This is a genomic window from Mesorhizobium sp. M0904, from assembly GCF_040319475.1.
GTDB lineage: Bacteria > Pseudomonadota > Alphaproteobacteria > Rhizobiales > Rhizobiaceae > Mesorhizobium.
On record NZ_JAMYOC010000015.1, the window covers coordinates 21,128 to 43,356 of the forward strand.

At 61.3% G+C, this 22,229-nt stretch carries 24 protein-coding genes; 12 read left to right on the forward strand and 12 right to left on the reverse strand.

What is annotated here, in order from left to right; genetic code table 11:
* Positions 1–7: 7 nt before the first annotated feature.
* From NKH80_RS17025 to NKH80_RS17035, 3 genes are all read left to right on the forward strand, one after another.
* Positions 8–1,672, forward strand: coding sequence for an ABC transporter substrate-binding protein (locus NKH80_RS17025; RefSeq protein ID WP_352703072.1), 1,665 nt, complete (start codon positions 8–10; stop codon positions 1,670–1,672).
* 128 nt (positions 1,673–1,800) lie between these two features.
* On the forward strand, positions 1,801–2,922 hold the full coding sequence (locus NKH80_RS17030; RefSeq protein ID WP_352703379.1) for a carbohydrate ABC transporter permease: 1,122 nt from the start codon (positions 1,801–1,803) through the stop codon (positions 2,920–2,922).
* 13 nt (positions 2,923–2,935) lie between these two features.
* A complete protein-coding gene (locus NKH80_RS17035) occupies positions 2,936–3,853 on the forward strand; it encodes a carbohydrate ABC transporter permease (RefSeq protein ID WP_352703074.1) in 918 nt (305 codons plus the stop codon).
* A 58-nt stretch (positions 3,854–3,911) separates the two neighbouring features.
* Here NKH80_RS17035 and NKH80_RS17040 read toward each other — a convergent pair whose 3' ends face one another.
* On the reverse strand, positions 3,912–4,655 hold the full coding sequence (locus NKH80_RS17040) for a creatininase family protein (protein WP_352703076.1): 744 nt from the start codon (positions 4,653–4,655) through the stop codon (positions 3,912–3,914).
* 5 nt (positions 4,656–4,660) lie between these two features.
* Positions 4,661–5,227, reverse strand: a complete 567-nt coding sequence (gene hxlB / locus NKH80_RS17045) for a 6-phospho-3-hexuloisomerase (RefSeq protein ID WP_352703078.1) — start codon at positions 5,225–5,227, stop codon at positions 4,661–4,663.
* A 184-nt stretch (positions 5,228–5,411) separates the two neighbouring features.
* Between hxlB and NKH80_RS17050 the strand changes: the two genes are divergently transcribed.
* Positions 5,412–6,434 carry an aldo/keto reductase gene (locus NKH80_RS17050; RefSeq protein ID WP_352703080.1) on the forward strand — a complete coding sequence of 341 codons (1,023 nt, stop codon included), beginning with the start codon at positions 5,412–5,414 and terminating at the stop codon, positions 6,432–6,434.
* Between the two features lie 74 nt (positions 6,435–6,508).
* Here the strand turns inward: NKH80_RS17050 and NKH80_RS17055 are convergent, their stop codons facing one another.
* From NKH80_RS17055 to NKH80_RS17070, 4 genes are all read right to left on the reverse strand, one after another.
* On the reverse strand, positions 6,509–6,781 hold the full coding sequence (locus tag NKH80_RS17055; RefSeq protein WP_006201846.1) for an HU family DNA-binding protein: 273 nt from the start codon (positions 6,779–6,781) through the stop codon (positions 6,509–6,511).
* Between the two features lie 196 nt (positions 6,782–6,977).
* Positions 6,978–9,389, reverse strand: coding sequence for an endopeptidase La (gene lon / locus NKH80_RS17060; protein WP_254817728.1), 2,412 nt, complete (start codon positions 9,387–9,389; stop codon positions 6,978–6,980).
* 280 nt (positions 9,390–9,669) lie between these two features.
* Positions 9,670–10,944 (reverse strand): ATP-dependent Clp protease ATP-binding subunit ClpX, encoded by a 1,275-nt coding sequence (gene clpX, locus NKH80_RS17065; RefSeq protein WP_006332719.1) that lies wholly within the window; start codon positions 10,942–10,944, stop codon positions 9,670–9,672.
* Positions 10,945–11,248: 304 nt separating this feature from the next.
* Positions 11,249–11,878 (reverse strand): ATP-dependent Clp protease proteolytic subunit, encoded by a 630-nt coding sequence (locus NKH80_RS17070; protein WP_254817601.1) that lies wholly within the window; start codon positions 11,876–11,878, stop codon positions 11,249–11,251.
* A 345-nt stretch (positions 11,879–12,223) separates the two neighbouring features.
* On the opposite strand from NKH80_RS17070, the gene NKH80_RS17075 reads away from it, so the two are divergent.
* Complete coding sequence (locus NKH80_RS17075) at positions 12,224–12,814, forward strand: hypothetical protein (protein ID WP_352506468.1); 591 nt, start codon at positions 12,224–12,226, stop codon at positions 12,812–12,814.
* A gap of 4 nt (positions 12,815–12,818) precedes the next feature.
* On the opposite strand, the gene NKH80_RS17080 is transcribed toward NKH80_RS17075, so the two are convergent.
* A complete protein-coding gene (locus NKH80_RS17080) occupies positions 12,819–13,922 on the reverse strand; it encodes an NAD(P)/FAD-dependent oxidoreductase (protein WP_352506469.1) in 1,104 nt (367 codons plus the stop codon).
* Between the two features lie 97 nt (positions 13,923–14,019).
* Here NKH80_RS17080 and NKH80_RS17085 point away from each other — a divergent pair, with 97 nt between their 5' ends.
* The gene (locus NKH80_RS17085) at positions 14,020–15,267 is read left to right on the forward strand and encodes a cytochrome P450 (RefSeq protein WP_352506470.1); all 1,248 of its coding nucleotides are present in this window, start codon (positions 14,020–14,022) and stop codon (positions 15,265–15,267) included.
* Between the two features lie 33 nt (positions 15,268–15,300).
* Here the strand turns inward: NKH80_RS17085 and NKH80_RS17090 are convergent, their stop codons facing one another.
* The 5 genes from NKH80_RS17090 to NKH80_RS17110 form a co-directional block, all read right to left on the reverse strand.
* Positions 15,301–15,651, reverse strand: coding sequence for a cupin domain-containing protein (locus NKH80_RS17090; RefSeq protein ID WP_352506471.1), 351 nt, complete (start codon positions 15,649–15,651; stop codon positions 15,301–15,303).
* 5 nt (positions 15,652–15,656) lie between these two features.
* Positions 15,657–16,937 carry an O-acetylhomoserine aminocarboxypropyltransferase gene (locus NKH80_RS17095; protein ID WP_352506472.1) on the reverse strand — a complete coding sequence of 427 codons (1,281 nt, stop codon included), beginning with the start codon at positions 16,935–16,937 and terminating at the stop codon, positions 15,657–15,659.
* Positions 16,938–17,075: 138 nt separating this feature from the next.
* Positions 17,076–17,597, reverse strand: coding sequence for a CoA-binding protein (locus NKH80_RS17100; protein WP_352506473.1), 522 nt, complete (start codon positions 17,595–17,597; stop codon positions 17,076–17,078).
* A 77-nt stretch (positions 17,598–17,674) separates the two neighbouring features.
* Positions 17,675–18,097 (reverse strand): VOC family protein, encoded by a 423-nt coding sequence (locus NKH80_RS17105; RefSeq protein ID WP_352506474.1) that lies wholly within the window; start codon positions 18,095–18,097, stop codon positions 17,675–17,677.
* A gap of 9 nt (positions 18,098–18,106) precedes the next feature.
* Complete coding sequence (locus NKH80_RS17110) at positions 18,107–18,928, reverse strand: enoyl-CoA hydratase (protein WP_352506475.1); 822 nt, start codon at positions 18,926–18,928, stop codon at positions 18,107–18,109.
* Positions 18,929–19,083: 155 nt separating this feature from the next.
* Between NKH80_RS17110 and NKH80_RS17115 the strand changes: the two genes are divergently transcribed.
* The 6 genes from NKH80_RS17115 (at position 19,084) to NKH80_RS17140 (ending at position 22,161) form a co-directional block, all read left to right on the forward strand.
* The gene (locus NKH80_RS17115) at positions 19,084–19,539 is read left to right on the forward strand and encodes a PaaI family thioesterase (protein ID WP_352506476.1); all 456 of its coding nucleotides are present in this window, start codon (positions 19,084–19,086) and stop codon (positions 19,537–19,539) included.
* A 34-nt stretch (positions 19,540–19,573) separates the two neighbouring features.
* Positions 19,574–19,777, forward strand: coding sequence for a type II toxin-antitoxin system HicA family toxin (locus NKH80_RS17120; protein ID WP_352506477.1), 204 nt, complete (start codon positions 19,574–19,576; stop codon positions 19,775–19,777).
* Between the two features lie 26 nt (positions 19,778–19,803).
* Positions 19,804–20,202: a type II toxin-antitoxin system HicB family antitoxin gene (locus tag NKH80_RS17125; RefSeq protein ID WP_352506478.1), complete on the forward strand. Its 399-nt coding sequence runs from the start codon at positions 19,804–19,806 to the stop codon at positions 20,200–20,202.
* Between the two features lie 255 nt (positions 20,203–20,457).
* On the forward strand, positions 20,458–20,922 hold the full coding sequence (gene rplM, locus NKH80_RS17130; RefSeq protein WP_023674645.1) for a 50S ribosomal protein L13: 465 nt from the start codon (positions 20,458–20,460) through the stop codon (positions 20,920–20,922).
* Between the two features lies 1 nt (position 20,923).
* Positions 20,924–21,406 (forward strand): 30S ribosomal protein S9, encoded by a 483-nt coding sequence (gene rpsI / locus NKH80_RS17135; RefSeq protein ID WP_023717316.1) that lies wholly within the window; start codon positions 20,924–20,926, stop codon positions 21,404–21,406.
* A gap of 224 nt (positions 21,407–21,630) precedes the next feature.
* Positions 21,631–22,161 (forward strand): hypothetical protein, encoded by a 531-nt coding sequence (locus NKH80_RS17140; protein ID WP_352703095.1) that lies wholly within the window; start codon positions 21,631–21,633, stop codon positions 22,159–22,161.
* Positions 22,162–22,229: the final 68 nt, after the last annotated feature.

The following is a 22,229-nucleotide window of genomic DNA, read 5'->3' on the forward strand; positions in this document are numbered from 1 at the left end:
GAACGAGATGAAAGTCAGCCTTTATAACCAACTTGTCCGCGCCGGGGCCACCCGCCGCGACGTGCTGAAGGGAGCGGCCAGCATGGCCGCCCTCGCCGCGGCGTCTGGCGCCGGGCTTGGCGCCCTGACGCGCCCGGCCGCGGCCGCCGATGACCTGCGTGCGCAGATCCTGCAGATTCCGGGCGTCGGCAAGGGTCAGCCGACCGATGCCGATTTCCAGCAGGTCGGCGAGCTTTGCCTGGGAGCCACCAAGTCCAATGTCAAGGAAGGCGAATTCGCCGGCGTTGAACTCACCTTCATGGGCCTTAACAACCAGAACCTGCACAATGTGCTGTTTCGCGGCTTCCTGAAGCCGTGGGAGACCTATACCGGCGCCAAGATCAACTGGATCGACCTGGCGCAGGCTGACTACAATCCGCGTCTGCAGCAGGCGATCGCTACCAACACTATCGACTTCGACATTGTCGAAATGGGCGCACCGTTCGAAGGCGACGTCTGCGGCAAGGGCCTGACTTCGGAGATGCCCGACTGGGTCAGGACGCAGATCGACATGGACGACCTGGTGGCCTATCTGAAACCTCCCGTCGGCACATGGAACGGCAAGCAGTATCGTGTGACCGTCGACGGCGACGCGCATAACTTCAACTACCGCACCGATGTGTTCGCCGATGCCGATCTCGCCAAGGCGTGGAAGGATGGGGGCGGTGAAGGCGAATGGGGCGTGCCGAAGACCTGGCAGCAAGTGCAGGCGGTGACCAAGTTCCTCAAGGGCAAGCAGGTGAACGGCCAGGACGTCTATGGCTATCTCGATGCGCCCAAGCCCTGGGGCGGTTTCGGCTTCTACTTCCTCGGCAGCCGCGCCAGCGCTTACGCCAAACATCCCGACGACAAAGCTTGGCTATTCGATCCGGACACCATGAAACCGCGCGTCAACAACCCGGCCTGGGTCCGCGCGATCCAGGACGTGATCGATGCATTGCCTTCCGAACCGCAAGATCAGATCAATGCCGACCCGAACCAGACCTGTTTCTCTCAATTCCTCGGCGGCACCGGGTCGATGCTGGTTTGGTGGGGAGACGCTGGCTCGAACGTCAAAACCAACGACTCGTCGGTCGTAGGGGACGTCACCGGCTTCTCGATCCTGCCGGGCTCGGACGATGTCTACAACTCCAAGACCGGCCAGTGGGACAAGCTCGCCAGCGGCCCGAACCATGCGCCGAACTGCGCCTATCTCGGCTGGGGCGTCTACGTCATGGCGCGCGTCGACAGCGACGAAAAGAAGAAGAAGGCCGCCTGGTCCGCCGCCGCTCATCTCGGCGGCAAGGACCTGTCGCTCTGGTGCGCGGCCTATCCGTCGGGTTTCCAGCCCTACCGCAACTCGCATTTCAACATTCCGGAATGGGTGGCGGCGGGCTACGACGAAGCGTTCATAAGCTCATATCTCAAGTCGGAAGCCGACAGCTACAACCATCCGAACGCGGCGATCGAGCCGCGTATCCCCGGCATCTTCCAGTACTACAGCGCCGCCGAGGACATTTTGGCCAACACCTTTGCCGGCAAGATGAAGGCGCAGGAAGGCGCCGACGCCATCGCAGCCGCTTGGGAGAAGATCACCGACCAGATTGGCCGCGACAACCAGATCAAGCTCTACAAGGCCTCGCTCGGCATGTAGGCTGAGATCGTGAAACTTGGTCCGGCAGCGCAAAGCCGCCGGACCTCCGCTTGACCGACTTGGCCTCGACCGGCTCGGCCGGTCATCGAGCCTCCTGTGAACGGGCAAGACGCGTGGCTGACCGGACCCTGGCTGACCAGACTTTGTCGACAAGTGAATGGCCGGCAGGCGCCGTGCCATCCGACCTGATCCCACGGAGCCGCAAACGGCTTGGCTGGGCGCTGATGGCTGCTGCAACGCTCGGCCTTCTGGCGGTGATCGCGCTGCAGATCCTTTACAAGAGCGATGTCGACGCTATCGGCTTCGAGAGCTGGCGGCCGGTGGTCTACGCCTATGTGCTGTGGGGTGTCGCACTCGGCATCGGCCAGGTGCTAACGCGCGGCGAGGACGGCCAGCGCGCGCTGTTCCTGCTGCCGGCGCTGCTGTTTACCATTGCCATGGTGATCTTCCCGACGCTGTTCGGCTTCTACATCGCGCTGACCGATTGGAACCTCAGTTCTTTCAGCGGCCGGAAGTTCAACGGGCTCGACAATTTCTGGCAGATGCTGAACGATGCCTATTATCGCAACGCGCTGTTCAACATGGTGCTCTACGTACTGGCGGTGTTGGTCGAATATGTGATCGCCTTCGGCCTGGCGCTGCTGCTCAACGCGCAGATCCGGGCGCGAAAATTCTTCCGCGTCGTCTTCCTGCTGCCGTTGATGCTGTCGCCGGTGGCGGTGTCGTGGATGATCGGAAAGTCGTTGATGGAATACCGCTTCGGGCCTGCCGCAACGCTGGCGCGCCATCTCGGCTGGGAAAACCCGGCCTTCTTCTCCAACCCGATCACCGCCCGCATCTCGATCATGGTGCTCGACGCCTGGACCTTCATCCCGTTCATGATGATCATGCTGCTCGCCGGCCTGCAGGCGATGTCGCGCGAAGTGCTCGAGGCGGCGCGTGTCGATGGCGCCACCCCATGGCAGACCTTCTGGCAGGTCACCTTCCCGCTGATGCTGCCGGTCTCGGTGACGGCAGTCATCCTGCGCATCATCTTCAAGCTGAAGCTCGCCGATATCATCATCACCGTCACCTCCGGCGGCCCGGGCGGCGCGACCGATTCAGTGTCGAGCTTCATCTACCGCGAATATCGCGATCGATCGAATGTCGGCTACGGCACGATGCTGGCGATGGCCTATTTGATCATCATCGTCGTGTTCGTGACCTGGCTGCTGAAATTCGCCAGCCGCTTCGTGCGCAACGTCAACTGATCGGGCCGGCAAGATGAGCGTTCAGACCACGGACTATGCCGCTTCTGAAATTCGTTCGCCGGCGAGCTTCGTCGCCAACCGCGTCTTCATCTACGGCGCGCTCATCTTCTGGGCCTTCATCTGTCTGTTCCCGATCTATTGGACGATAACCACTTCGTTCAAGACCGCGGTCGACGTCACCCAGGGCCATCTGATTCCGTTCATCGACTTCCAGCCCGACTGGAAAGGCTGGCGGTCACTCGGTCTCTCTCCAGACTCGATATTTCGGACGTCGACGGTTCGCGACGAATTTATCAAGCGCTTCATGAATTCGGTCATCACTTCGGTCGGCGCCTCGAGCCTGGCGATCGTCATTGGCAGCCTCGCCGCTTACGGGCTGACCCGCTATCGTTACAAGTTCGCCTGGTTCAGGAACGAGGACATTTCCTTCTTCTTCCTGTCGCAGCTGATCCTGCCGCCGGTGGTACTGGCCTTGCCCTTTCTCGTGCTCTACCGGGAAGTCGGGCTGCTCGACACACGCGTCGGGCTGATCCTGCTCTACACGCTGATGGTGCTGCCGATCGTCATCTGGATCATGCGCGACCAGTTCAATTCCATTCCCGTAGAACTGGAGGAAGCAGCACTCGTCGACGGCCTGTCGATCTGGGGCGCTTTCTTGCGCATCGTCATGCCGATCGCCCTGCCGGGCATGGTAGCCGCCTTCATCCTTGCAATGGTGCTGTGCTGGAACGAGTATTTCTTCGCCGCGCTTCTGACCTCGACCGACGCCAAAACCATCCCTGTCATGGTGGCGAGCCAGACCGGCTCACAAGGCATCAACTGGTGGTCGATGGCAGCGCTCGCCACCGCGGCCATCACACCGCTCGCCGTTATCGGCATCGCGCTCGAGCGTTACCTGATCATGGGCATGACGGCGGGCGCGGTGAAATAACTGCGCCAGCCTTCCTTCTTCCACAACAAGGGAACAACAAGGGGAGAGGGAAACCGCGCTAACCCGAAAGGGTTGCCCGCAAATGATCGAGGATCATGGCGATCCCTTTTTGCCCCAACTCGGCCGAGGCTTCGGAAGCACTTGCCGTGTACCAGCCGGTGTTGTCGGCGGAGCGGTCGGCATCGACCGCTTCCGGGCACAAGGCCAGCATCAGCGACGTCTCGCCGATGCCGGCATGGTCAAACGGGTATTGGGTGTGCATTGAAGCCGGCATCAGCGGATGCACCTGCACCCAGTTGAAGAAATTGCTGCCCTCGGCGTGCTCGGCGTAATAGTCGGCCATCGCCGCAGAGCCCCACCAGCCTTCGCCACGTTCTTTCTCCAGGAAGCGGAAGATCGCCTGCCGGCCGGCGGCCTTGAAGGCGAGATCGGTTGGCATGCCGGCAGCAAAATTTTCGGTCTGGTGGTGAATGATGGCGTGGATGTTGCGGAAGCCGATACGCAGCAGGCTGTAGAACAATTCTTCCGCAAATGGCGCCAGCACATTGCCGCCGACCTGCACCGAACCACTGCCCTCCGGTGCTGCAACCGCATAGCTCGCCGCGCCGTAATAGAAGGGCGGCAGAATGACGATCTCGGCTTCTTTTTCGAACAGCTCCAGGCTCTTGATCACCGCCAGCGTGTCCATGCCGACGGCCATGTGCTCGCCATGATATTCAAGCACACCGAGCGGCAACACGACCGGCCGGTTCTCGACGATCGCCTTGCGGATCTGGTGCGGCAGCATCAATTCGTACCGCATGACAACTACTCCATATTGGTGTGGCGGGCGCGCATCGCTTCAGGCGAGACGCCGGTCAGGTCCCGGAGCTTCAACACCATCACTTCGAAGAGAACGAACAGCGCGCCTTCGAAGACCGAGCCCATCGGCAGCACGGACGTCTTTTCCGGGCCTTGGTCGTCGGCCATGGTCTGAGCCGGGATAAGCAGTGTGAAGTCGGCCAGCTTCGCGGCAGTGCTGTCGGCTTGCGCGGTGAGCAGCAGGACGGCGGCACCGGCCTCGTGCGCGACCCGCATCAAGGTCAGCACCGTCGAGGTCTCGCCCGGGCCGGAACTGGCGAGGAAGACATCGCCCGCGTCCAGCGGCGGCGTCGTCATATCGCCGACAACCGAAACCGGCAGACCGAGGTGATAGAGCCGCATGGCAAAACCCTTGACCTGCAGCGCCTCGCGGCCGCAGCCATAGGTGACGATCTTTCTCGCGCCCGCCAAGATGGCGCAAGCGGCGTCGATGCGGCTTTCGTCGATACGTTCCAGAACGGTACCAAGCTCGTTCAGCGCAATCCCAAACAGGTTTTCGCCGGCGTCCCTCATGACATTTGCACCAGCTTGCAGTTGCCAGAGAACCACTTGAATATGTCAGTCACATCTGCCCCGAACAGCTTGTTTTCATTCATGCTATCACCGCGAAAATCGGTGTCCAACGACACGCAGTGCTTTTGATGTGCCACAGCCGTGATAGTGTCACGGCAAATCGCAAATGAGGAAACGACAGTATATGAAGACACGGCATTTCGACCGCATCGGCAATGGCGGCATCACCTTCACCGAGCTCGGCTTCGGCACCGCGCCGCTCGGCAATCTCTACCGCGCCGTCTCAGACGAGGATGCCAATGCCACGCTGGAGGCGGCATGGCGGGTCGGCTGCCGCTACTTCGACACCGCGCCGCTTTATGGGCTAGGCCTAGCCGAAACGCGGCTCAATCCGTTCCTGCGTTCGAAGAAGCGCGACGACTACGTGCTGTCCAGCAAAGTCGGACGCATCATGCGCGCCTGTCCGCCGGATCAGCGCACCGGCATCGGCAAATTCTTCGACACCCCTTCGCGCCGCGAGGTCTACGACTATAGCTATGACGGTATCATGCGCTCCTTCGAGGCCTCGCTGGAACGGCTCGGTGTCGACCGCATCGACATCCTCTTCGTGCACGATGTCGACATCTTCACGCATGGCAGCAAGGAAGCCTCGGACCAGCGCATCCAGGAATTCATGAGTTCCGGCTACTATGGATTGCTGGCATTGCGCGACCAGGGCGTGATCAAGGCGTTCGGCGGCGGCATCAACGAGTGGCAGGTTGCCCAGACGCTGGCCGAGCGCGGCGATTTCGATCTGTTCCTGCTTGCCGGGCGCTACACGCTGCTGGAGCAGGAGGCGCTGCAGTCTTTCCTGCCGCTATGCCAGCAACGCGGCATCGGCATCGTTCTCGGCGGGCCTTACAATTCCGGCATCCTGGCAACCGGGCCGAAGCCCGGCGCCTACTACAACTATTCGAAGGCGCCGCAGGACATCATCGACCGCGTCACCCGTATCGAGGCCGTCTGCAAGCGCCACGGCGCGCGCCTGATCGAGGCCGCGCTGCAGTTCCCGCTGCTGCATCCTTCCGTCGTCTCGGTAATCCCCGGCGGCCAGCGGCCTGGCGAAGTCGAAAGCAATCGCTCGCTGCTCGACGCGAAGCTGCCATCGGCGCTTTGGGCCGATCTCAAGAAAGAAGGCTTGATGCGCACGGACGCGCCGACGGCGTAGCGCCGCCCTTTCCAACAGAAAAGAAAAACCGGATATGCCGGTTCTTCTTTTCTCTGAAAGACTTAAGGAGGCGCTTAGTTGACCGCGTCCTTGAGGCCCTTGCCGGCCGAGAACTTCGGCACGGTGCGCGCCGGGATCTTCACTTCCGCACCGGTCTGCGGATTGCGGCCGGTCGACGCGGCGCGTTTTGACACGGTGAAATTTCCGAAGCCGACAAGCCGGACATCGCCGCCCTTTTTCAGTTCGCCGGTGATGACGGAAAACACCGCATCAACCGCCGACTGCGCGTCACCCTTCGAAATACTCGCGGCATCGGCGACAGCGGATACCAGTTCGTTCTTGTTCATAAAAATTCCCTTCCATGAGAAAACCGGAACACTCGACTCATCCGGCAGGAAACGGACTTTAGAAAGAAGCGCCCCGGCAACCAAGTCGAAAAGCGCCAAGAAAGTTGAAAAAAGCCCGGAAATCTGCGGTTCTTCACATGAAAAAGCCGGGCTCAAGGCCCGGCTCTCTCTTTGTGCATTGCAACTTTAGCAAGCGCTAATGCGCCAGCGATTTACCAGCTTCGTCTGCGACATCGACCACGGCCGGCGCATTAACGGGTTCGACCCACTGGATCGGTTCCGGCATGCGCACCAGCGCATGGCGCAACACTTCACCGACGCGTGAGACCGGAATGATTTCCATGCCGCTCTTCACGTTTTCCGGAATCTCCGCCAGATCCTTGGCGTTCTCTTCCGGGATCAGCACCTTCTTGATGCCGCCGCGCAGTGCGGCAAGCAGCTTTTCCTTAAGGCCGCCGATCGGCAGCACCCTTCCGCGCAGCGTGATCTCGCCGGTCATCGCCACATCGGCCCTGACCGGGATACCGGTCAGCACCGAAACGATTGCCGTCGCCATCGCCACGCCAGCCGACGGTCCGTCCTTCGGGGTTGCGCCCTCCGGCACGTGGACGTGGATATCGCGCTTATCGAACAGCGGCGGCTCGACGCCGAAATCGATGGCCCGCGAGCGGACGTAAGAGGCCGCCGCCGAGATCGATTCCTTCATCACATCGCGCAGATTGCCGGTCACGGTCATGCGCCCCTTGCCGGGCATCATGACGCCTTCCACCGTCAACAGCTCGCCGCCGACTTCCGTCCAGGCGAGCCCGGTGACCACGCCGACCTGATCGTCGCTCTCGACCTGGCCGAAGCGGAAGCGCGGAACACCAAGGTAATCGGCAAGATTGTCCGCCGTGATGTTGATCGTCTTCTTCTTCGTCTTCAGGATCTCGGTCACCGCCTTGCGCCCGAGCTTCATCAGCTCGCGCTCCAGGCTCCTGACGCCCGCTTCACGGGTGTAGGTCTGGATGATGCCGCGGATCGCGTCCTCGCCGACGGAGAACTCCTTCGGCTGCAATGCGTGGTCGCGGATCACCTTGGGCATCAGGTGACGCTTGGCGATTTCGATCTTCTCGTCCTCGGTGTAACCGGCGATACGGATGATCTCCATGCGGTCCATCAAGGGCGCAGGGATGTTCAGCGTGTTCGCCGTCGTCACGAACATCACGCTCGACAGGTCGTATTCGACCTCGAGGTAATGGTCCATGAACGTCGAGTTCTGCTCGGGATCGAGCACCTCGAGCAAAGCCGATGACGGATCGCCGCGGAAATCCTGGCCCATCTTGTCGATCTCGTCGAGCAGGAAGAGCGGATTGGATTTCTTCGCCTTCTTCATCGACTGGATGACCTTGCCGGGCATCGAGCCGATGTAGGTGCGCCGGTGACCGCGGATCTCGGCCTCGTCGCGCACGCCGCCCAGCGCCATGCGGATGAACTCGCGACCGGTCGCCTTGGCGATCGACTTGCCGAGCGAGGTCTTGCCGACACCGGGAGGTCCGACGAGGCACAGGATCGGCCCCTTCAGCTTCTTCTGGCGGCTCTGCACGGCGAGGTATTCGACGATGCGGTCCTTGACCTTGTCGAGGCCGAAATGATCCGTATCGAGCACGTTCTGGGCAAAGGCCAGATCCTGCTTGACCTTGGAGTTCCTGCCCCATGGGATCGACAGCAGCCAGTCGAGATAGTTGCGCACCACGGTCGATTCAGCCGACATCGGCGACATCGTCCGCAGCTTCTTCAGTTCGGCTTCCGCCTTTTCGCGGGCCTCCTTGGAAAGCTTGGTCTTCTTGATACGCGCCTCGATCTCGGCGGCCTCGTCGCGGCCGTCCTCGCCCTCGCCGAGCTCCTTCTGGATCGCCTTCATCTGCTCGTTGAGGTAGTATTCGCGCTGTGTCTTCTCCATCTGGCGCTTGACGCGCGAGCGGATGCGCTTCTCGACCTGCAGCACCGAGATTTCGGCTTCCATGAAGCCCATCGCCTTTTCCAGCCGTTCCTTGACGGACAGCGTGGCAAGCATCTCCTGCTTCTCGGGGATCTTGATGGCAAGATGCGAAGCGACCGTGTCGGCGAGCTTGGAATAGTCGTCGATCTGGCTGGCGGCACCCACCACTTCGGGCGAGATCTTCTTGTTCAGCTTGACGTAGTTCTCGAAGTCGGTGACCACGGAACGCGCCAGCGCCTCGACCTCGACCTCTTCCTCATCCGGTTCGACCAGCGCCGCAGCACGGGCTTCATGGAAGTCGGGACGGTCGGTGAACGCGACGATTTTCGCACGCGAGGCACCTTCGACCAGCACCTTCACGGTGCCGTCCGGCAGTTTCAGCAATTGCAGCACATTGGCGAGCGTGCCGATGTCAAAGATGGCATCGGGCTCCGGATCGTCGTCGGCGGCATTCATCTGGGTCGCGAGCAGGATCTGCCTTTCCTGACCCATCACTTCTTCCAGCGCCTTGATCGACTTTTCACGCCCGACAAAGAGCGGAACGATCATGTGCGGGAACACCACGATGTCGCGCAGTGGGAGGACTGCGAAGACGCCGTCGCTGGGAGCCTTGGATAATTTGGCCATTGTCCAACCTTTCATGTCGCGGCCGCCAATCGGCCAACCGCGAATCTCATATTAACGACCGAGGATCGTTCCGCCTACCACCGTTTGTGACGGGAGTTTTACAGCACAGAATTCGGCACCACGGCCTTCTGCCATTAGTTGGAGGCACTGAGGGTAAAGATCAAGGGTCAACACGGTCCGTACCTCCAATCCGCACCCAGCACGCGGCGCCATGCGCGGTATGCGACAGCAAAACGGCGCCCCGCGGCGCCGTTTCAGAAAAATCCATTGCCGGCTCACGTCAGGCGCTGACGTTGCCCTTCTTCTCCTTCTGCTCGGAATAGATGTAGAGCGGCCTGGCGTTGCCTGACACCACCTCTTCCGAAATAACCACTTCGCGCACGCCTTCCAGTGCCGGCAGCTCGAACATGGTGTCGAGCAAGATCGCTTCCATGATCGAACGCAGGCCGCGTGCGCCGGTCTTGCGCTCGATGGCGCGCTTGGCGATCGCCGAGAGCGCGTTCTCGTGGAAGGTCAGGTCGACATTTTCCATCTCGAACAGCCGCTGATACTGCTTGACCAGCGCGTTCTTCGGCTCGGTCAGGATTTGGATCAGTGCCGGCTCGTCGAGATCCTCCAGCGTCGCCAAGACAGGCAGACGGCCGACGAACTCGGGAATGAGGCCAAACTTCAAGAGGTCCTCAGGCTCGACCAGGCGGAAAACATCGCCGGTGCGGCGATCCTCGGGCGAAGCGACGATAGCGCCGAAACCGATCGAGGTCTTCCTGCCGCGATCCGAGATGATCTTGTCCAGCCCGGCGAAAGCGCCGCCGCAGATAAATAGGATGTTGGCGGTGTCGACCTGCAGAAATTCCTGCTGCGGATGCTTCCTACCGCCCTGCGGCGGCACGGACGCGACAGTGCCCTCCATGATCTTCAAAAGTGCCTGCTGCACGCCCTCGCCCGATACGTCACGGGTGATCGACGGGTTGTCCGACTTGCGCGAGATTTTGTCGATCTCGTCGATATAGACGATGCCGCGCTGGGCGCGCTCGACATTGTAGTCGGCCGACTGCAACAGCTTCAGGATGATGTTCTCGACGTCCTCGCCGACATAACCGGCTTCGGTCAGCGTCGTCGCGTCGGCCATGGTGAAGGGGACGTCGATGATGCGGGCCAGCGTCTGCGCCAGCAGCGTCTTGCCGCAGCCGGTCGGGCCGATCAGCAGGATGTTCGACTTCGCCAGTTCGACATCGTTGTTCTTGCCGGCATGGGCGAGGCGCTTGTAGTGGTTGTGGACGGCCACCGACAGCACGCGCTTGGCGTAGGGCTGGCCGATGACGTAGTCGTCGAGAACCTTGAGGATTTCCTGCGGTGTCGGCACGCCCTCGCGCGACTTCACCATCGAGGTCTTGTTCTCTTCGCGGATGATGTCCATGCACAGTTCGACGCATTCGTCGCAGATGAACACCGTCGGCCCGGCGATCAGCTTGCGCACTTCGTGCTGGCTTTTGCCGCAAAACGAGCAATAAAGCGTGTTCTTGGAATCACCGCTGTTGTTGCCGACCTTGCTCATTTTCCTGTCCTTTCATGGCCGCCCGCCGATGGTCTGGTTGAAAGGGCGCATATTCAATCTATCGCGGGAATCCGCTGCCGCCAGTGCCCCGGCTCCCGCAACGCATTCCGTACGAAACACAAATCGGAAAACGGGGCAATGATTCGAACAACCCCACGCAAAGCTAAGCCGTCGAAAATCAACATAGCCTTAACGTAGGCAATTGCACCCGTCGAGGGAACAGCCAATTGTGGCCGAAATGCCGCAAGCTGCGCCAAAAGCGCGTAATCCCGCCACTCATTGCCACCGCGTGGCCACCGCGGGACTATAAGGCAATACCTTCGACCGGCTCACGTGACGAAATGACCTTGTCGATGAGGCCGAAATCCCTGGCCTCGTCGGCAGTCATGAAATGGTCACGGTCGAGCGTTCTTTCAATCTCATCGTAGCTCTTGCCGGTGTGCTTGACGTAAACCTCGTTGAGGCGGCGCTTCAGCTTGATGATATCCTGGGCATGGCGCTCGATGTCGGAGGCCTGGCCCTGGAAGCCGCCGGAAGGCTGGTGGACCATGATGCGGGCATTCGGTGTAGCAAAGCGCATGTCCTTGTGGCCGGCAGTCAGGAGCAGCGAACCCATCGATGCGGCCTGGCCGATGCAGAGCGTCGACACGGCGGGCTTGATGAACTGCATGGTATCGTAGATCGCCATGCCGGAGGTGACGACGCCGCCGGGCGAGTTGATATAGAGGTTGATTTCTTTCTTCGGATTCTCCGCTTCGAGGAACAGCAGTTGCGCGCAGACCAGCGTCGCCATGCCGTCCTCGACCGGGCCGGTGATGAAAATGATGCGCTCCTTGAGGAGCCGCGAGAAAATGTCGTAGGCCCGCTCGCCGCGATTGGTCTGTTCGACCACCATCGGAACGAGGTTCATGTAGGTTTCGACGGGGTTCTTCATGGACTATCCCTTTTTGAGGATGGGATTCCGGCGCCGGAGATTTGCAATCGGGCAGAATCGGTTCTGGATCGTTATTGTGTAAATAGGATGCCGGCTCACCCTAGCGCAAGGCCGCCTCTCCTAGCCATCCGGTTAAGTCGAATCAAGGTTTCCAAAGCAAGTTTTGCCCGTCGCCGTGCCGGCAGCCCTCTCCTGCCGTCGGAAGGTCGCTCATGCCTGGCCGGCGTTTAGCGTTTTCTTAACCGCATCGCTTAACGAAAAGTGGTGAAACCGCTTTTTCCAGCCACGGCTTACCCTACAATTCAACGTTGAACTCGCTTCATGCAGTTCAAACAGGGGAGTGCGATGATCAGGAAAGCTGCTTCCTTGGCCCTTACCGGCATCACCGTTCTCGGCATGGCGTCCGAAACGGCTGCCGGCGGACGCGTGATCGAATGCTACGAGCAGGTCAACAGGCCGGCCGTCTACGACACAGTCTATGAGGACGTGCTCGTCAGCCCAGCCGGCCAGCAGGTGGAATACGAAGCGCCAATCTACGGGACGCGCGAGCGCTTGGTGCAGATCGCGCCGGCGCACGTCAGCTACGAGATCGTGCCCGCCATCACCCGCATCATCTACCGCTCCGTGAAGGTTGCTGACGGCGGCTATTCCTGGGAATGGCGCATCATCAATGGCCGCAAGGTGCTGTGCAAGGTCAGGCACAAGGCGCGCTATGAACGCGTGGCCGAAATCGTCGTGGTTGAGCCGGAACGCCGGCGGCGCGTTGTCCTCCCCGCCGAATACGAGAGCGTCGCCGAAGAGGTTCTGGTGCGGCCGGAGCAGCGGCGCATCATCGACATTCCGGCGTCGTATCAGACAGTGGCTCGCCGCTTGGTGGTCAGGGAGGGTTCGTCGAGCTGGCGGCGAGTGCATATTCCGAGGCATTGCCGATACTAGGCGCTCAGGGCGCCTCGGCCCTGAGCCATTTCTTCAGGCCGTCGACATCGTCATTGCCGACGCAGGCCGCAACCCTTCTGCCAACAGCCGCGCCGAACTTGTAGCCGTGGCCGGAGCAGGCCGAGACGACCAGGCATTTGCCTTTCCGGTGGGCCAGGAATCTCTCGTCGACGGTGAAGGTGTAGGCGCAGGTGACCACTTCGGTGACCCTGTACTCCTCGATCCGGGCAATCGGCGGCGAAAACAGGTTGCGGATCGCCTCACCCTCGCCCGGCACCGGCTGGCGGTTCCAGTCGGCATCGCTGGTCGGCACCCTGTGCAGGCCCGAGCCGAATTTCATGCCGGCGCCACCTGTCGGCGGAATTGCGTAGCCGTCGATGGTGCCGCCGACGTTGAGGACGACCGGCGCTGCCTGCCAGGCTGCCTTCAGATCAACCGGCGGTTCGACATAGGCGAGCGCGGTGCGCCAGGTTTTCAGTTCGCCGTCCAGTTCCGGGAACAGTTTCAGGACCCAGGCGCCGGCAGCGACGACGATCCGGTCGGCCTGCATCGTTTCGCCGCTCGCAAGCACGACCTGTCCGGCGTCGGCGTCGATCTCGGCGACCTTGCTGTTTTCGTAGACATTGGCGCCGTTCGCGCGCAGCCACCTGGCGAGGCCCGAAGCGATCTTGCGGCAGTGCAGCGCGCCGCCGTCCGGCGAAAAATATGCATAGCGGAATGAACCAGGTTCTAGGAACGGCCAGCGTTCGACCGCGGCGTCCGGCTCGACCAATTCGAACGGATAATTTCCCGCTTCCATGCCCTCGCGGTATTCCTCCGCCTCATCTCCCGGCTCGCGCGAAATACAGATGAAGCCGCGCGGATCGAGATGGCTTTCACCGAGATCGGCCCACATCTCGTCCCAGGCCTCATAGGCTTCGGTGATCAGCCGGCCGTAGCCCGTTCCGGCCCGGTAGGCGCGGCGAATAATGCGATGGTGGTCGCCGGAGGCGGCGAGCGGATTGGGAATCGATCCCTGCTCGACGATCGAGACGAGGTGACCAGCCTTGACCAGCGACCACGCCGTCGAAAGTCCGGCAATGCCTGCACCGACCACGATCACATTCATGAAAACTGTCCTTCCGCAACCGCTTCGGCGGCTCACCTCACGGCAGGGCCAACATACGGTCTGGCACCAGACTGGCAAGCCGCGCTAATGATCTGGCATGACCGAATTGAAGCCGCCCTACCTTGCCTTTGATCCAGCCACGCGCAGCCTGCGGCTCGATCCGCACGAGCCGGCTTTCTTCCACAATCCATACGAGGCCTACACCTTCCTGCATGGCGCATCGAACGCCTTCTTCTGGGAAGAATTTGGCTTCTGGTGCTTTGGCGGCTTCGACGATGTCAACCGTCTGCTGCGCGATCGCCGCTTCGGCCGCCAGAACCCGGCCGGCATTCCGGACAGCCGAGGCATCGGCCAGGACCGTACGCATCTCAGCGCATTCGACGGCGTCGAGGCCAATTCGATGCTGGAGCTGGAGCCGCCTGTCCACACACGGCTCAGAACGCTGGTCAACCGCGCCTTCGTCTCGCGCCAGATCGAGCGGCTCAGGCCGCGCGTCGAGGCGCTGGCCAACGAACTGATCGACCGCTTCGAACCAGGAGAAGTCGACCTGCTGCCGGCGCTCGCCGCTCCCTTGCCGATCACCATCATTGCCGAGATGCTCGGCGTGCCGGTCGACATGGGGCCGCAGCTGCTCGACTGGTCGCATCGGATGGTCGCCATGTACATGCACGGCCGCACCCGCGAGACCGAAGAGACGGCCAATCGCGCGGCGCGGGACTTTTCGCATTTTTTGCGCGGCTACGTCGCCGAGCGGCGAAAGAGGCCGGGCGACGATCTTCTGTCGCTGCTGATTGCGGCGCAGGAGGACGGCCAGAAACTGTCGGAGGACGAGCTGGTATCCTCGGCCATCCTTTTGCTCAATGCCGGCCATGAGGCAACTGTCCACCAGACCGGCAATGCGGTGCGGTCGATCCTCGCACAAGGCGGCGATCCACGCCGCTTCTTCACCTCGTCGGAAGCAACAGCCGCGACGGTCGAAGAGTGCCTGCGCTTCGACGCGCCGCTGCACATGTTCACGCGCTACGCCTATCAGAAGGTCGAGGCCGGGCCTGGTATCGTCGTCCAGCCGGGCGAGACGATCGGTCTGCTGCTCGGCATGGCCAATCACGACCCGGCGGCCTTTGCCGAGCCCTTCGCCTTCAGGCCGGGCCGCGCCGACCAGAAGAACGTATCGTTCGGCGCCGGCATTCATTTCTGCATCGGCGCGCCGCTCGCCCGGCTCGAATTGCAGGTGTCGCTGAAAACCCTGTTCGACCGGCTACCGCAGCTGCATCTTGCCGAACAGCCGCGCTTGCGCGACACCTATCATTTCCATGGGCTGGAAACGCTCGCCGTGCGCTTTTGAGCATTCGTCCGGCAGGCTCAGCCGCAGGGGTGATCAAAGCTTGATCACATACTCCTTGCGAGTCGTTTCAAACACTTCCCAGCTGCCCTTAAAGCCCGGCCTCAGCACGAAGCTGTCGCCTGCCCTGACAGTGCGCGCATCGCCGCCGTCTTCGGCGATCACCGAAACCCCTGACAGGATGTGGGAGAACTCCCACTCATCATATTCGATGCGCCATTTGCCTGGCGTCGCTTCCCAGACGCCGGCATAAAGGCCGCCGTCCTGTTCCTCGACATTCCAGGTGCGGAATTTCGGATCGCCCGAAATCAGGCGATCCGGCGCCGGCGCGCCAAGTTCCGGTTCGACGGTGTCGACGCCGACGGAAAGAAATTTCGGCGGAGTCATGGCGATCAAACCTTGGCGAGAGCCTGTTCCAGATCGGCGACGATGTCGTTGACGTCCTCGATACCGACCGAAAGCCTGACTGTGTCCGGCCCTGCCCCCGCGTTGATCTTCTGCTCGTCGGAAAGCTGGCGATGCGTGGTCGATGCCGGGTGGATGACCAGCGACTTGGTGTCGCCGACATTGGCCAGGTGCGAGAACAATTCGAGCGCTTCGACGAATTTGATGCCCGCCGCATAGCCGCCCTTCAACCCGAAGGTGAACACCGCGCCGGCGCCAAGCGGCGAGTACTTCTTCTGCAGCGCATTGTTCTTGTCGCCGGGCAGGCCGGGATAGGACACCCAGGCGACCTTGGGGTGCTTGGAGAGCCATCCGGCGACCGCCGCCGCATTGTCGCAGTGGCGCTGCATCCTGAGCGGCAACGTCTCCAGGCCAGTCAGGATAAGGAATGCATTGAACGGCGAAAGCGCCGCGCCGATATCGCGCAGGCCAAGCACGCGGGCAGCGATGGCGAAGGCGAAATTGCCGAAGGTCTCGTGCAGGACGAGGCCGCCATATTCGGGGCGCGGCTCCGACAGCATCGGATATTTGCCCGACTTCGACCAGTCGAAGGTGCCGCCGTCGACGATGGCGCCGCCGATGGAATTGCCGTGACCGCCGATGAACTTGGTCAGCGAATGCACGACGATGTCGGCGCCATGTTCGATCGGCCGCAGCAGATAGGGCGAGGCCAGCGTGTTGTCGACGATCAGCGGCAGGCCGTGCTTGCGTGCAACGTCGCCGATCTTCTCGATGTCGACGAAGACGCCGCCCGGATTGGCCAGGCTTTCGATGAAGATTGCCTTGGTCCTGTCGTCGATCTGGCTCTCGAAGCTCGAGATGTCATTGGTGTCGGCCCAGCGCACCTGCCAGCCGAAATTCTTGAAGGCATGACCGAACTGGTTGATCGAGCCGCCGTAAAGCTTTGTCGCTGAAACGAAATTGTCGCCGGGCTGCATCAGATTGTGGAAGACCAGCACCTGCGCGGCATGGCCGGAGGCGACCGCAAGGCCTGCCGTGCCGCCTTCGAGTGCCGCGATGCGCTCTTCCAGCACCGCCTGGGTCGGGTTCATGATGCGGGTATAGATGTTGCCGAACGCCTTCAGCCCGAACAGCGAGGCGGCATGGTCGGCATCGTCGAAGACGAAGGAGGTCGTCTGGTAAATCGGCGTCGCTCGCGCGCCGGTCGCCGGATCCGGCTTGGCGCCGGCATGGACGGCGAGCGTGTTGAAACCGGGCGTGCGGGCCATCGAAAAACCTCCCTTTGAACCTTCTGAAAAGCGCGCCGCATTCTTGGCGGAGCCCGGCTCCGAATGCAAAGAAGAAAATGCCCTTCCCCGTGACAACGGCGGGCGGGGCTGGCGGAAAAATACAGCAGAACTGGAAGATTATTTCTGGCGAACGCCGAAACTCTGGAATCCCGGGCGCATCAGCGGCTTTTTCGACGACAAGACGCCGGAATTGACGCCGGTCCAGCCGATCTCGCCGGACAGCTTGCCGTATTCGATCTTCGGGCAACGGTTCATCACCACCTTGACGCCGGCGGCCTCGGCACGCGCGGCGGCCTCGTCATTGCGCACACCAAGCTGCATCCAGATGACGTTCGGCAGCGGATCGAGCCGCAAGACCTCCTCGACGATGCCCGGCACTGCCACGGAGCCGCGAAAGACGTCGACCATGTCGATTGGCTCTGGAACATCGGCCAGCCTGGCATAGGTCATCCGCCCGAGGATTTCCTTGCCGGCCTGGCCGGGATTGATCGGGAACACCGAAAACCCCTTGCCGAGCAGATATTTCAGCACAAAGTAGCTCGGCCGCACGTCATTGGCCGACGCGCCGACCATGGCGATGGTCTTCACCGAATTGAGGATGCCGGCGATATAGGCGTTGTCGTAGGCGTCGTGGTTCATGCCTTGTCATACAGCGCTTCGGAGTGAGGTGCCAACAGCCGAGCAAGTGGCTTGCAATGGGCCAGAGGGGAACCTCGTCAGCCGGGCAGCGAGATCGTTCCGTCTTCCGCAATCGGAAAGGCCGGATTGTGCGCGACTTCCCAGACATGCCCGTCGGCATCGGCGAAATATCCATACCAGCCGCCCCAGAAGGCGCGGCCAGCCGGCTTGACGATACGGCCGCCGGCTTTCTCGGCCATCGCCAGCACTGCATCGACCTCGGCGTCGGAGCGGGTGTTGTAGGCGAGATAGACGGCCGACGGCGCCTTGGAGAAGGTAACGCCCGAATCCTCTTCGGCGCTTTGCCGCGGGAACAGGCCGAGAATGGCGCCGCCCATCTGGAAGAAGGCAACGCCCTCGGTGATCCCGGCGTGGCGCTTCAGGCCCATCGCCTCGTAGAAGTGCACGGCGCGGTCGAGATCGTCCGTGGCGATGGTGATGATGGAGACGCGCGGTTCCATACCCGCCTCCTATTCCTCCGGCCATTCCGGCTTGCGCTTGCCGATGAAGGCGCCGATGCCCTCTTCCGCATCGCGCGCCAGCATGTTCTCGACCATGACGCGCCCGGTGTAGTCATAGGCCTCGGCCAGCCCCATCTCGGCCTGCTCATAAAACGCTTCCTTGCCGATCTTGACGACCAAGGACGATTTGGAGGCAATGGTTTGCGCGTATTTGGTGACGATTTGATTCAGATATTCGCGCGGCACGACGCGGTTGACCAAGCCGAATTCCTTGGCGGTTACCGCATCGATCGTCTCGCCGGTCAAAAGCATCTCCATGGCGTACTTGCGCGAGACGTTGCGCGACAGCGCGACCATCGGCGTCGAGCAGAACAGGCCGATATTGACGCCAGGCGTGCAGAAGGTCGCCTCGTGCGAGGCGATGGCGAGGTCGCAGCTGGCGACCAGCTGCAATCCGGCCGCTGTCGCCAGGCCATCGACTTCGGCGATCACCGCCTTAGGATGGCGAACGATCGCCTGCATCAGGGAAGCGCAGGCGGAAAACGTCTTTTCGAAGAAGGCCCTGCCGCGATCGGCATCGGCGCGGTGCGCGCTCAACTCCTTGAGGTCGTGCCCGGCGCAGAACACTTTGCCGGTCGCCCCAAGCACGATGACGCGGACGGATTTGTCGGCCTTGGCGCGGTCGAGTTCCGCCGTCAGCGCCGCCATCATTGCAAGCGAAAGAGCGTTGGCCGGCGGATTGGCGAGCGTCAGGCGCAGCACGCCGTTGTCCAGCCTGGAGACGACCGGCCCTTCGGCAACGGCAGGCTTGATGGCGACGATTTCGGCCATGATCGTTCCTCTGCGATTCCGGATCGGTGATGAACTAATCTAGAAAGACGTCTCGCTACGTCCAACTCCATCGTCCGCTTCTGCGCTACTGAATGGCCGTTGCCAGAAACGCCACGTCGCGTTCATACAAGCAGGGCGCAAACCGGGAGACTGAAATGCCTGCCCAAAGCAATCTCCAGCCGATGCTGGCGGCTGCCGAAATCAACACGCTGATGGCAACCGTTTTCCCGCAGCTCAACGACCAGTTCACCTTCTATGAGGCGTTGGAGGTGTTTCCAGGCGGCTGTATCGTGCGACTCAATGCCGACGAGCGCCATTTGCGCCCCGGCGGCACCGTGTCGGGTTCGGCGCTGTTCACGCTGGCCGACATAGGCGGCTATGTCTGCGTGCTATCGCATGCCGGACCGGATGCGCTTTCGGTCACCACCAGCCTCAACATCAATTTCGTCCGCAAGGCCGAGGCCGGGCCGATCGACGGCCATTGCCGCATCCTGAAGCTGGGCAAGAGCCTGATGGTGTTCGACATCGACATCGTCGCCGGGCCTGAGAGACACACGGTAGCGCACGCAACGGGCACCTATTCGATCCCACCAAGGCGGGTACCGGCCTGATGCTTTCTATTGAATTTTTTGTTGATGTGTATATATGTGCGCACAGGGATTTTTGTTTGAGCGTGACAGCCGCAAAATCGTGAAGCGTCTCGAGGATGATGGTTTCGAGCTGGTTTCCGTACGCGGCTCGCATCACAAGTTTCGAAAGGGCGAGATCGTGTTGATCGTTCCGCATCCGGAGAAGGATCTACCAACCGGTACAGCTCGCGCCATCTCCAAACAAGCGGGCTGGATATAGGTACCTGAAGCGTCTTGGAGGCTGAGATGAAGAACTATTTCGCGTTGGTCGATAAAGATCCCAACAGCGCGTTCGGCATTCGCTTTCCCGACATTCCCGGCTGCTTTTCAGCCGCGGACGAGGCGGAAGACATCGTTCCGAATGCAGTCGAAGCGTTGCAACTGTGGGCGGAGGACATGCCTGTTCCCGAACCGTCCAGCCATGAGGCGATCGTTGCGCTTGCGGATATACGCAAAGCACTTGCTGAAGGAGGCTATCTGGTCTCGGTACCACTCATCGACAATGACAGCGCCGTCGTAAGGGCGAATGTAACTTTCGAGCGCGGCGTCTTGCGGGCGATCGACGCCGCAGCGCGCGACCGAGGCATAACGCGATCGGCATTCCTCTCCAGCGCAGCTCGCAAGGAAATCGAGGCAAAGCACTGAACTCACCTGACACAGGGCCAAAATCGCGATGTGGTAAAATCATACCTTTAACTCAAATCCTTGTTTTCATTTAAGTTTATCTTCCAGCAATCATTTCATGCGCCTTGACGCGATAACCACCCTCCCCTATAAACCGTGACGAAGCAGCGGCCCGCAAAGGCCGCCGTTTTGTTATTGGCGACGGCAAGTGCCTTTTGCCAATCCAAGCAACAAGAAACGCCTTCTTTTGAAGGTCCGAACCGAAAGCAACAATCCATGGCAACCTTTTCGCAGAAGCCTGCGGATGTGGTGAAGAAGTGGGTGCTGATCGACGCCGAGGGTCTCGTCGTCGGCCGTCTCGCCACTGTCATCGCCAATCATCTTCGCGGCAAGCACAAGCCCACCTTCACCCCGCACGTCGACGACGGCGACAACGTTATCGTCATCAATGCCGACAAGGTGGTGTTCACCGGCAAGAAGTTCACCGACAAGGTCTATTACTGGCACACCGGCCACCCCGGCGGCGTCAAGGAGCGCACCGCGCGCCAGCTGCTCGAGGGCCGCTTTCCCGAGCGTGTCGTCGAAAAGGCCGTCGAACGCATGATCCCGCGCGGCCCGCTCGGCCGACGCCAGATGAAGAATCTCCGCGTCTATGCAGGCACGGAACATCCGCATGTCGCCCAGCAGCCCGTTGTCCTCGACGTGGCCAAGCTGAACGCCAAGAACAAGAAGGTTTCGTAAGATGGCTGAGCTTTCCTCGCTCGCAGAACTCGGAACTGCCACCGGTAACACCAACACCCAGCCGGCGGCACCCGTCCATGTCCAGAAGCTCGACAAATCGGGCCGCGCCTATGCCACCGGCAAGCGCAAGAACGCCATCGCGCGCGTCTGGGTGAAGCCCGGCTCCGGCAAGATCGTCGTCAACGACAAGGTGTTCGCCGAATATTTCGCGCGTCCGGTCCTGCAGATGATCCTCAACCAGCCGATCATCGCGGCCAACCGCGCCGGCCAGTACGACATCGTTGCCACCGTCATCGGCGGCGGCCTTTCCGGCCAGGCCGGTGCCGTGCGCCACGGCATCTCCAAGGCGCTGACCTATTACGAGCCGGCGCTGCGCGCCGTACTCAAGAAGGGCGGCTTCCTGACCCGCGACAGCCGCGTCGTCGAGCGCAAGAAGTACGGCAAGGCGAAGGCCCGCCGCTCCTTCCAGTTCTCGAAGCGTTAAACAGATACCTGTTTTCTATCGATTTTTTCAAAGGGGCTGCGTATTTCGCAGCCCCTTTTCTTTGTCGACATAGCAGTCCCGCATCTTCAGGTGACCTATCGTAATATTAGTAGTATCTTAATTACCGGCGCGTTCTATATCCCAGGGCAGCAGCCAACTCCACAGAGCGGGAGCTGTGCACGTTGCGACGCGCCGGTAACCCGACGCTCGCGAAGGAGGAGGCAATGCGCATCCATTCCAGCAGTGTGTTTCTAGCAGCTGTCGCCGCCACTTGGGCATTCGCCGCGCCTGCGGCCGACAAAAGCGACAAGCAGCTGATCGAGAATGCGATTAGAGCGGCACCGGCGGCTGTCGGCAAAAACGCCGCCGTCGTGAATTGGGAGATGAAAACGTTGAGGAAGGGCACCAACGGTTTCACTTGCATCCCGGACGACCCGGGCACTCCCGCCGACGACCCAATGTGCACGGATGAGAACGGGATGGCGTGGATGCACGCGATCATGTCCAAGAAGGAGCCGCCGGCAGGAAAAGTTGGTTTCGCCTACATGCTAAAAGGAGGCGATGCGGCCAGCAATACCGACCCCTTTGCAACCAAGCCGCCGGAGGGGGCCGAATGGCTGCATGATGGTCCGCACGTGATGGTCATGAACGCACCAGACATGATGGCCTTGTATCCCCACGAGCCGAACCCCACACAGCCATACGTCATGTTCCCCGACACGCCCTACGCGCACCTGATGATCCCAGTCAAATAGATCAAGCAAGACCTGCCGCGAAGCGTAGTGGCGGGTCACCCTGAGGGAAGGGAGCCGCGCTTATTTTC

What these genes read in the sequence shown, in the direction of transcription:
- NKH80_RS17025 (WP_352703072.1), top strand. Translation starts at nt 8, where the DNA reads ATGAAAGTCAGCCTTTATAACCAACTTGTCCGCGCCGGGGCCACCCGC.
- NKH80_RS17035 (WP_352703074.1), top strand. Translation starts at nt 2,936, where the DNA reads ATGAGCGTTCAGACCACGGACTATGCCGCTTCTGAAATTCGTTCGCCG.
- NKH80_RS17040 (WP_352703076.1), bottom strand. Translation starts at nt 4,655, where the DNA reads ATGCGGTACGAATTGATGCTGCCGCACCAGATCCGCAAGGCGATCGTC.
- hxlB (WP_352703078.1), bottom strand. Translation starts at nt 5,227, where the DNA reads ATGAGGGACGCCGGCGAAAACCTGTTTGGGATTGCGCTGAACGAGCTT.
- NKH80_RS17050 (WP_352703080.1), top strand. Translation starts at nt 5,412, where the DNA reads ATGAAGACACGGCATTTCGACCGCATCGGCAATGGCGGCATCACCTTC.
- NKH80_RS17055 (WP_006201846.1), bottom strand. Translation starts at nt 6,781, where the DNA reads ATGAACAAGAACGAACTGGTATCCGCTGTCGCCGATGCCGCGAGTATT.
- lon (WP_254817728.1), bottom strand. Translation starts at nt 9,389, where the DNA reads ATGGCCAAATTATCCAAGGCTCCCAGCGACGGCGTCTTCGCAGTCCTC.
- clpX (WP_006332719.1), bottom strand. Translation starts at nt 10,944, where the DNA reads ATGAGCAAGGTCGGCAACAACAGCGGTGATTCCAAGAACACGCTTTAT.
- NKH80_RS17070 (WP_254817601.1), bottom strand. Translation starts at nt 11,878, where the DNA reads ATGAAGAACCCCGTCGAAACCTACATGAACCTCGTTCCGATGGTGGTC.
- NKH80_RS17075 (WP_352506468.1), top strand. Translation starts at nt 12,224, where the DNA reads ATGATCAGGAAAGCTGCTTCCTTGGCCCTTACCGGCATCACCGTTCTC.
- NKH80_RS17080 (WP_352506469.1), bottom strand. Translation starts at nt 13,922, where the DNA reads ATGAATGTGATCGTGGTCGGTGCAGGCATTGCCGGACTTTCGACGGCG.
- NKH80_RS17085 (WP_352506470.1), top strand. Translation starts at nt 14,020, where the DNA reads ATGACCGAATTGAAGCCGCCCTACCTTGCCTTTGATCCAGCCACGCGC.
- NKH80_RS17090 (WP_352506471.1), bottom strand. Translation starts at nt 15,651, where the DNA reads ATGACTCCGCCGAAATTTCTTTCCGTCGGCGTCGACACCGTCGAACCG.
- NKH80_RS17095 (WP_352506472.1), bottom strand. Translation starts at nt 16,937, where the DNA reads ATGGCCCGCACGCCCGGTTTCAACACGCTCGCCGTCCATGCCGGCGCC.
- NKH80_RS17100 (WP_352506473.1), bottom strand. Translation starts at nt 17,597, where the DNA reads ATGAACCACGACGCCTACGACAACGCCTATATCGCCGGCATCCTCAAT.
- NKH80_RS17105 (WP_352506474.1), bottom strand. Translation starts at nt 18,097, where the DNA reads ATGGAACCGCGCGTCTCCATCATCACCATCGCCACGGACGATCTCGAC.
- NKH80_RS17110 (WP_352506475.1), bottom strand. Translation starts at nt 18,928, where the DNA reads ATGGCCGAAATCGTCGCCATCAAGCCTGCCGTTGCCGAAGGGCCGGTC.
- NKH80_RS17115 (WP_352506476.1), top strand. Translation starts at nt 19,084, where the DNA reads ATGCCTGCCCAAAGCAATCTCCAGCCGATGCTGGCGGCTGCCGAAATC.
- NKH80_RS17120 (WP_352506477.1), top strand. Translation starts at nt 19,574, where the DNA reads ATGTGCGCACAGGGATTTTTGTTTGAGCGTGACAGCCGCAAAATCGTG.
- NKH80_RS17125 (WP_352506478.1), top strand. Translation starts at nt 19,804, where the DNA reads ATGAAGAACTATTTCGCGTTGGTCGATAAAGATCCCAACAGCGCGTTC.
- rplM (WP_023674645.1), top strand. Translation starts at nt 20,458, where the DNA reads ATGGCAACCTTTTCGCAGAAGCCTGCGGATGTGGTGAAGAAGTGGGTG.
- rpsI (WP_023717316.1), top strand. Translation starts at nt 20,924, where the DNA reads ATGGCTGAGCTTTCCTCGCTCGCAGAACTCGGAACTGCCACCGGTAAC.
- NKH80_RS17140 (WP_352703095.1), top strand. Translation starts at nt 21,631, where the DNA reads ATGCGCATCCATTCCAGCAGTGTGTTTCTAGCAGCTGTCGCCGCCACT.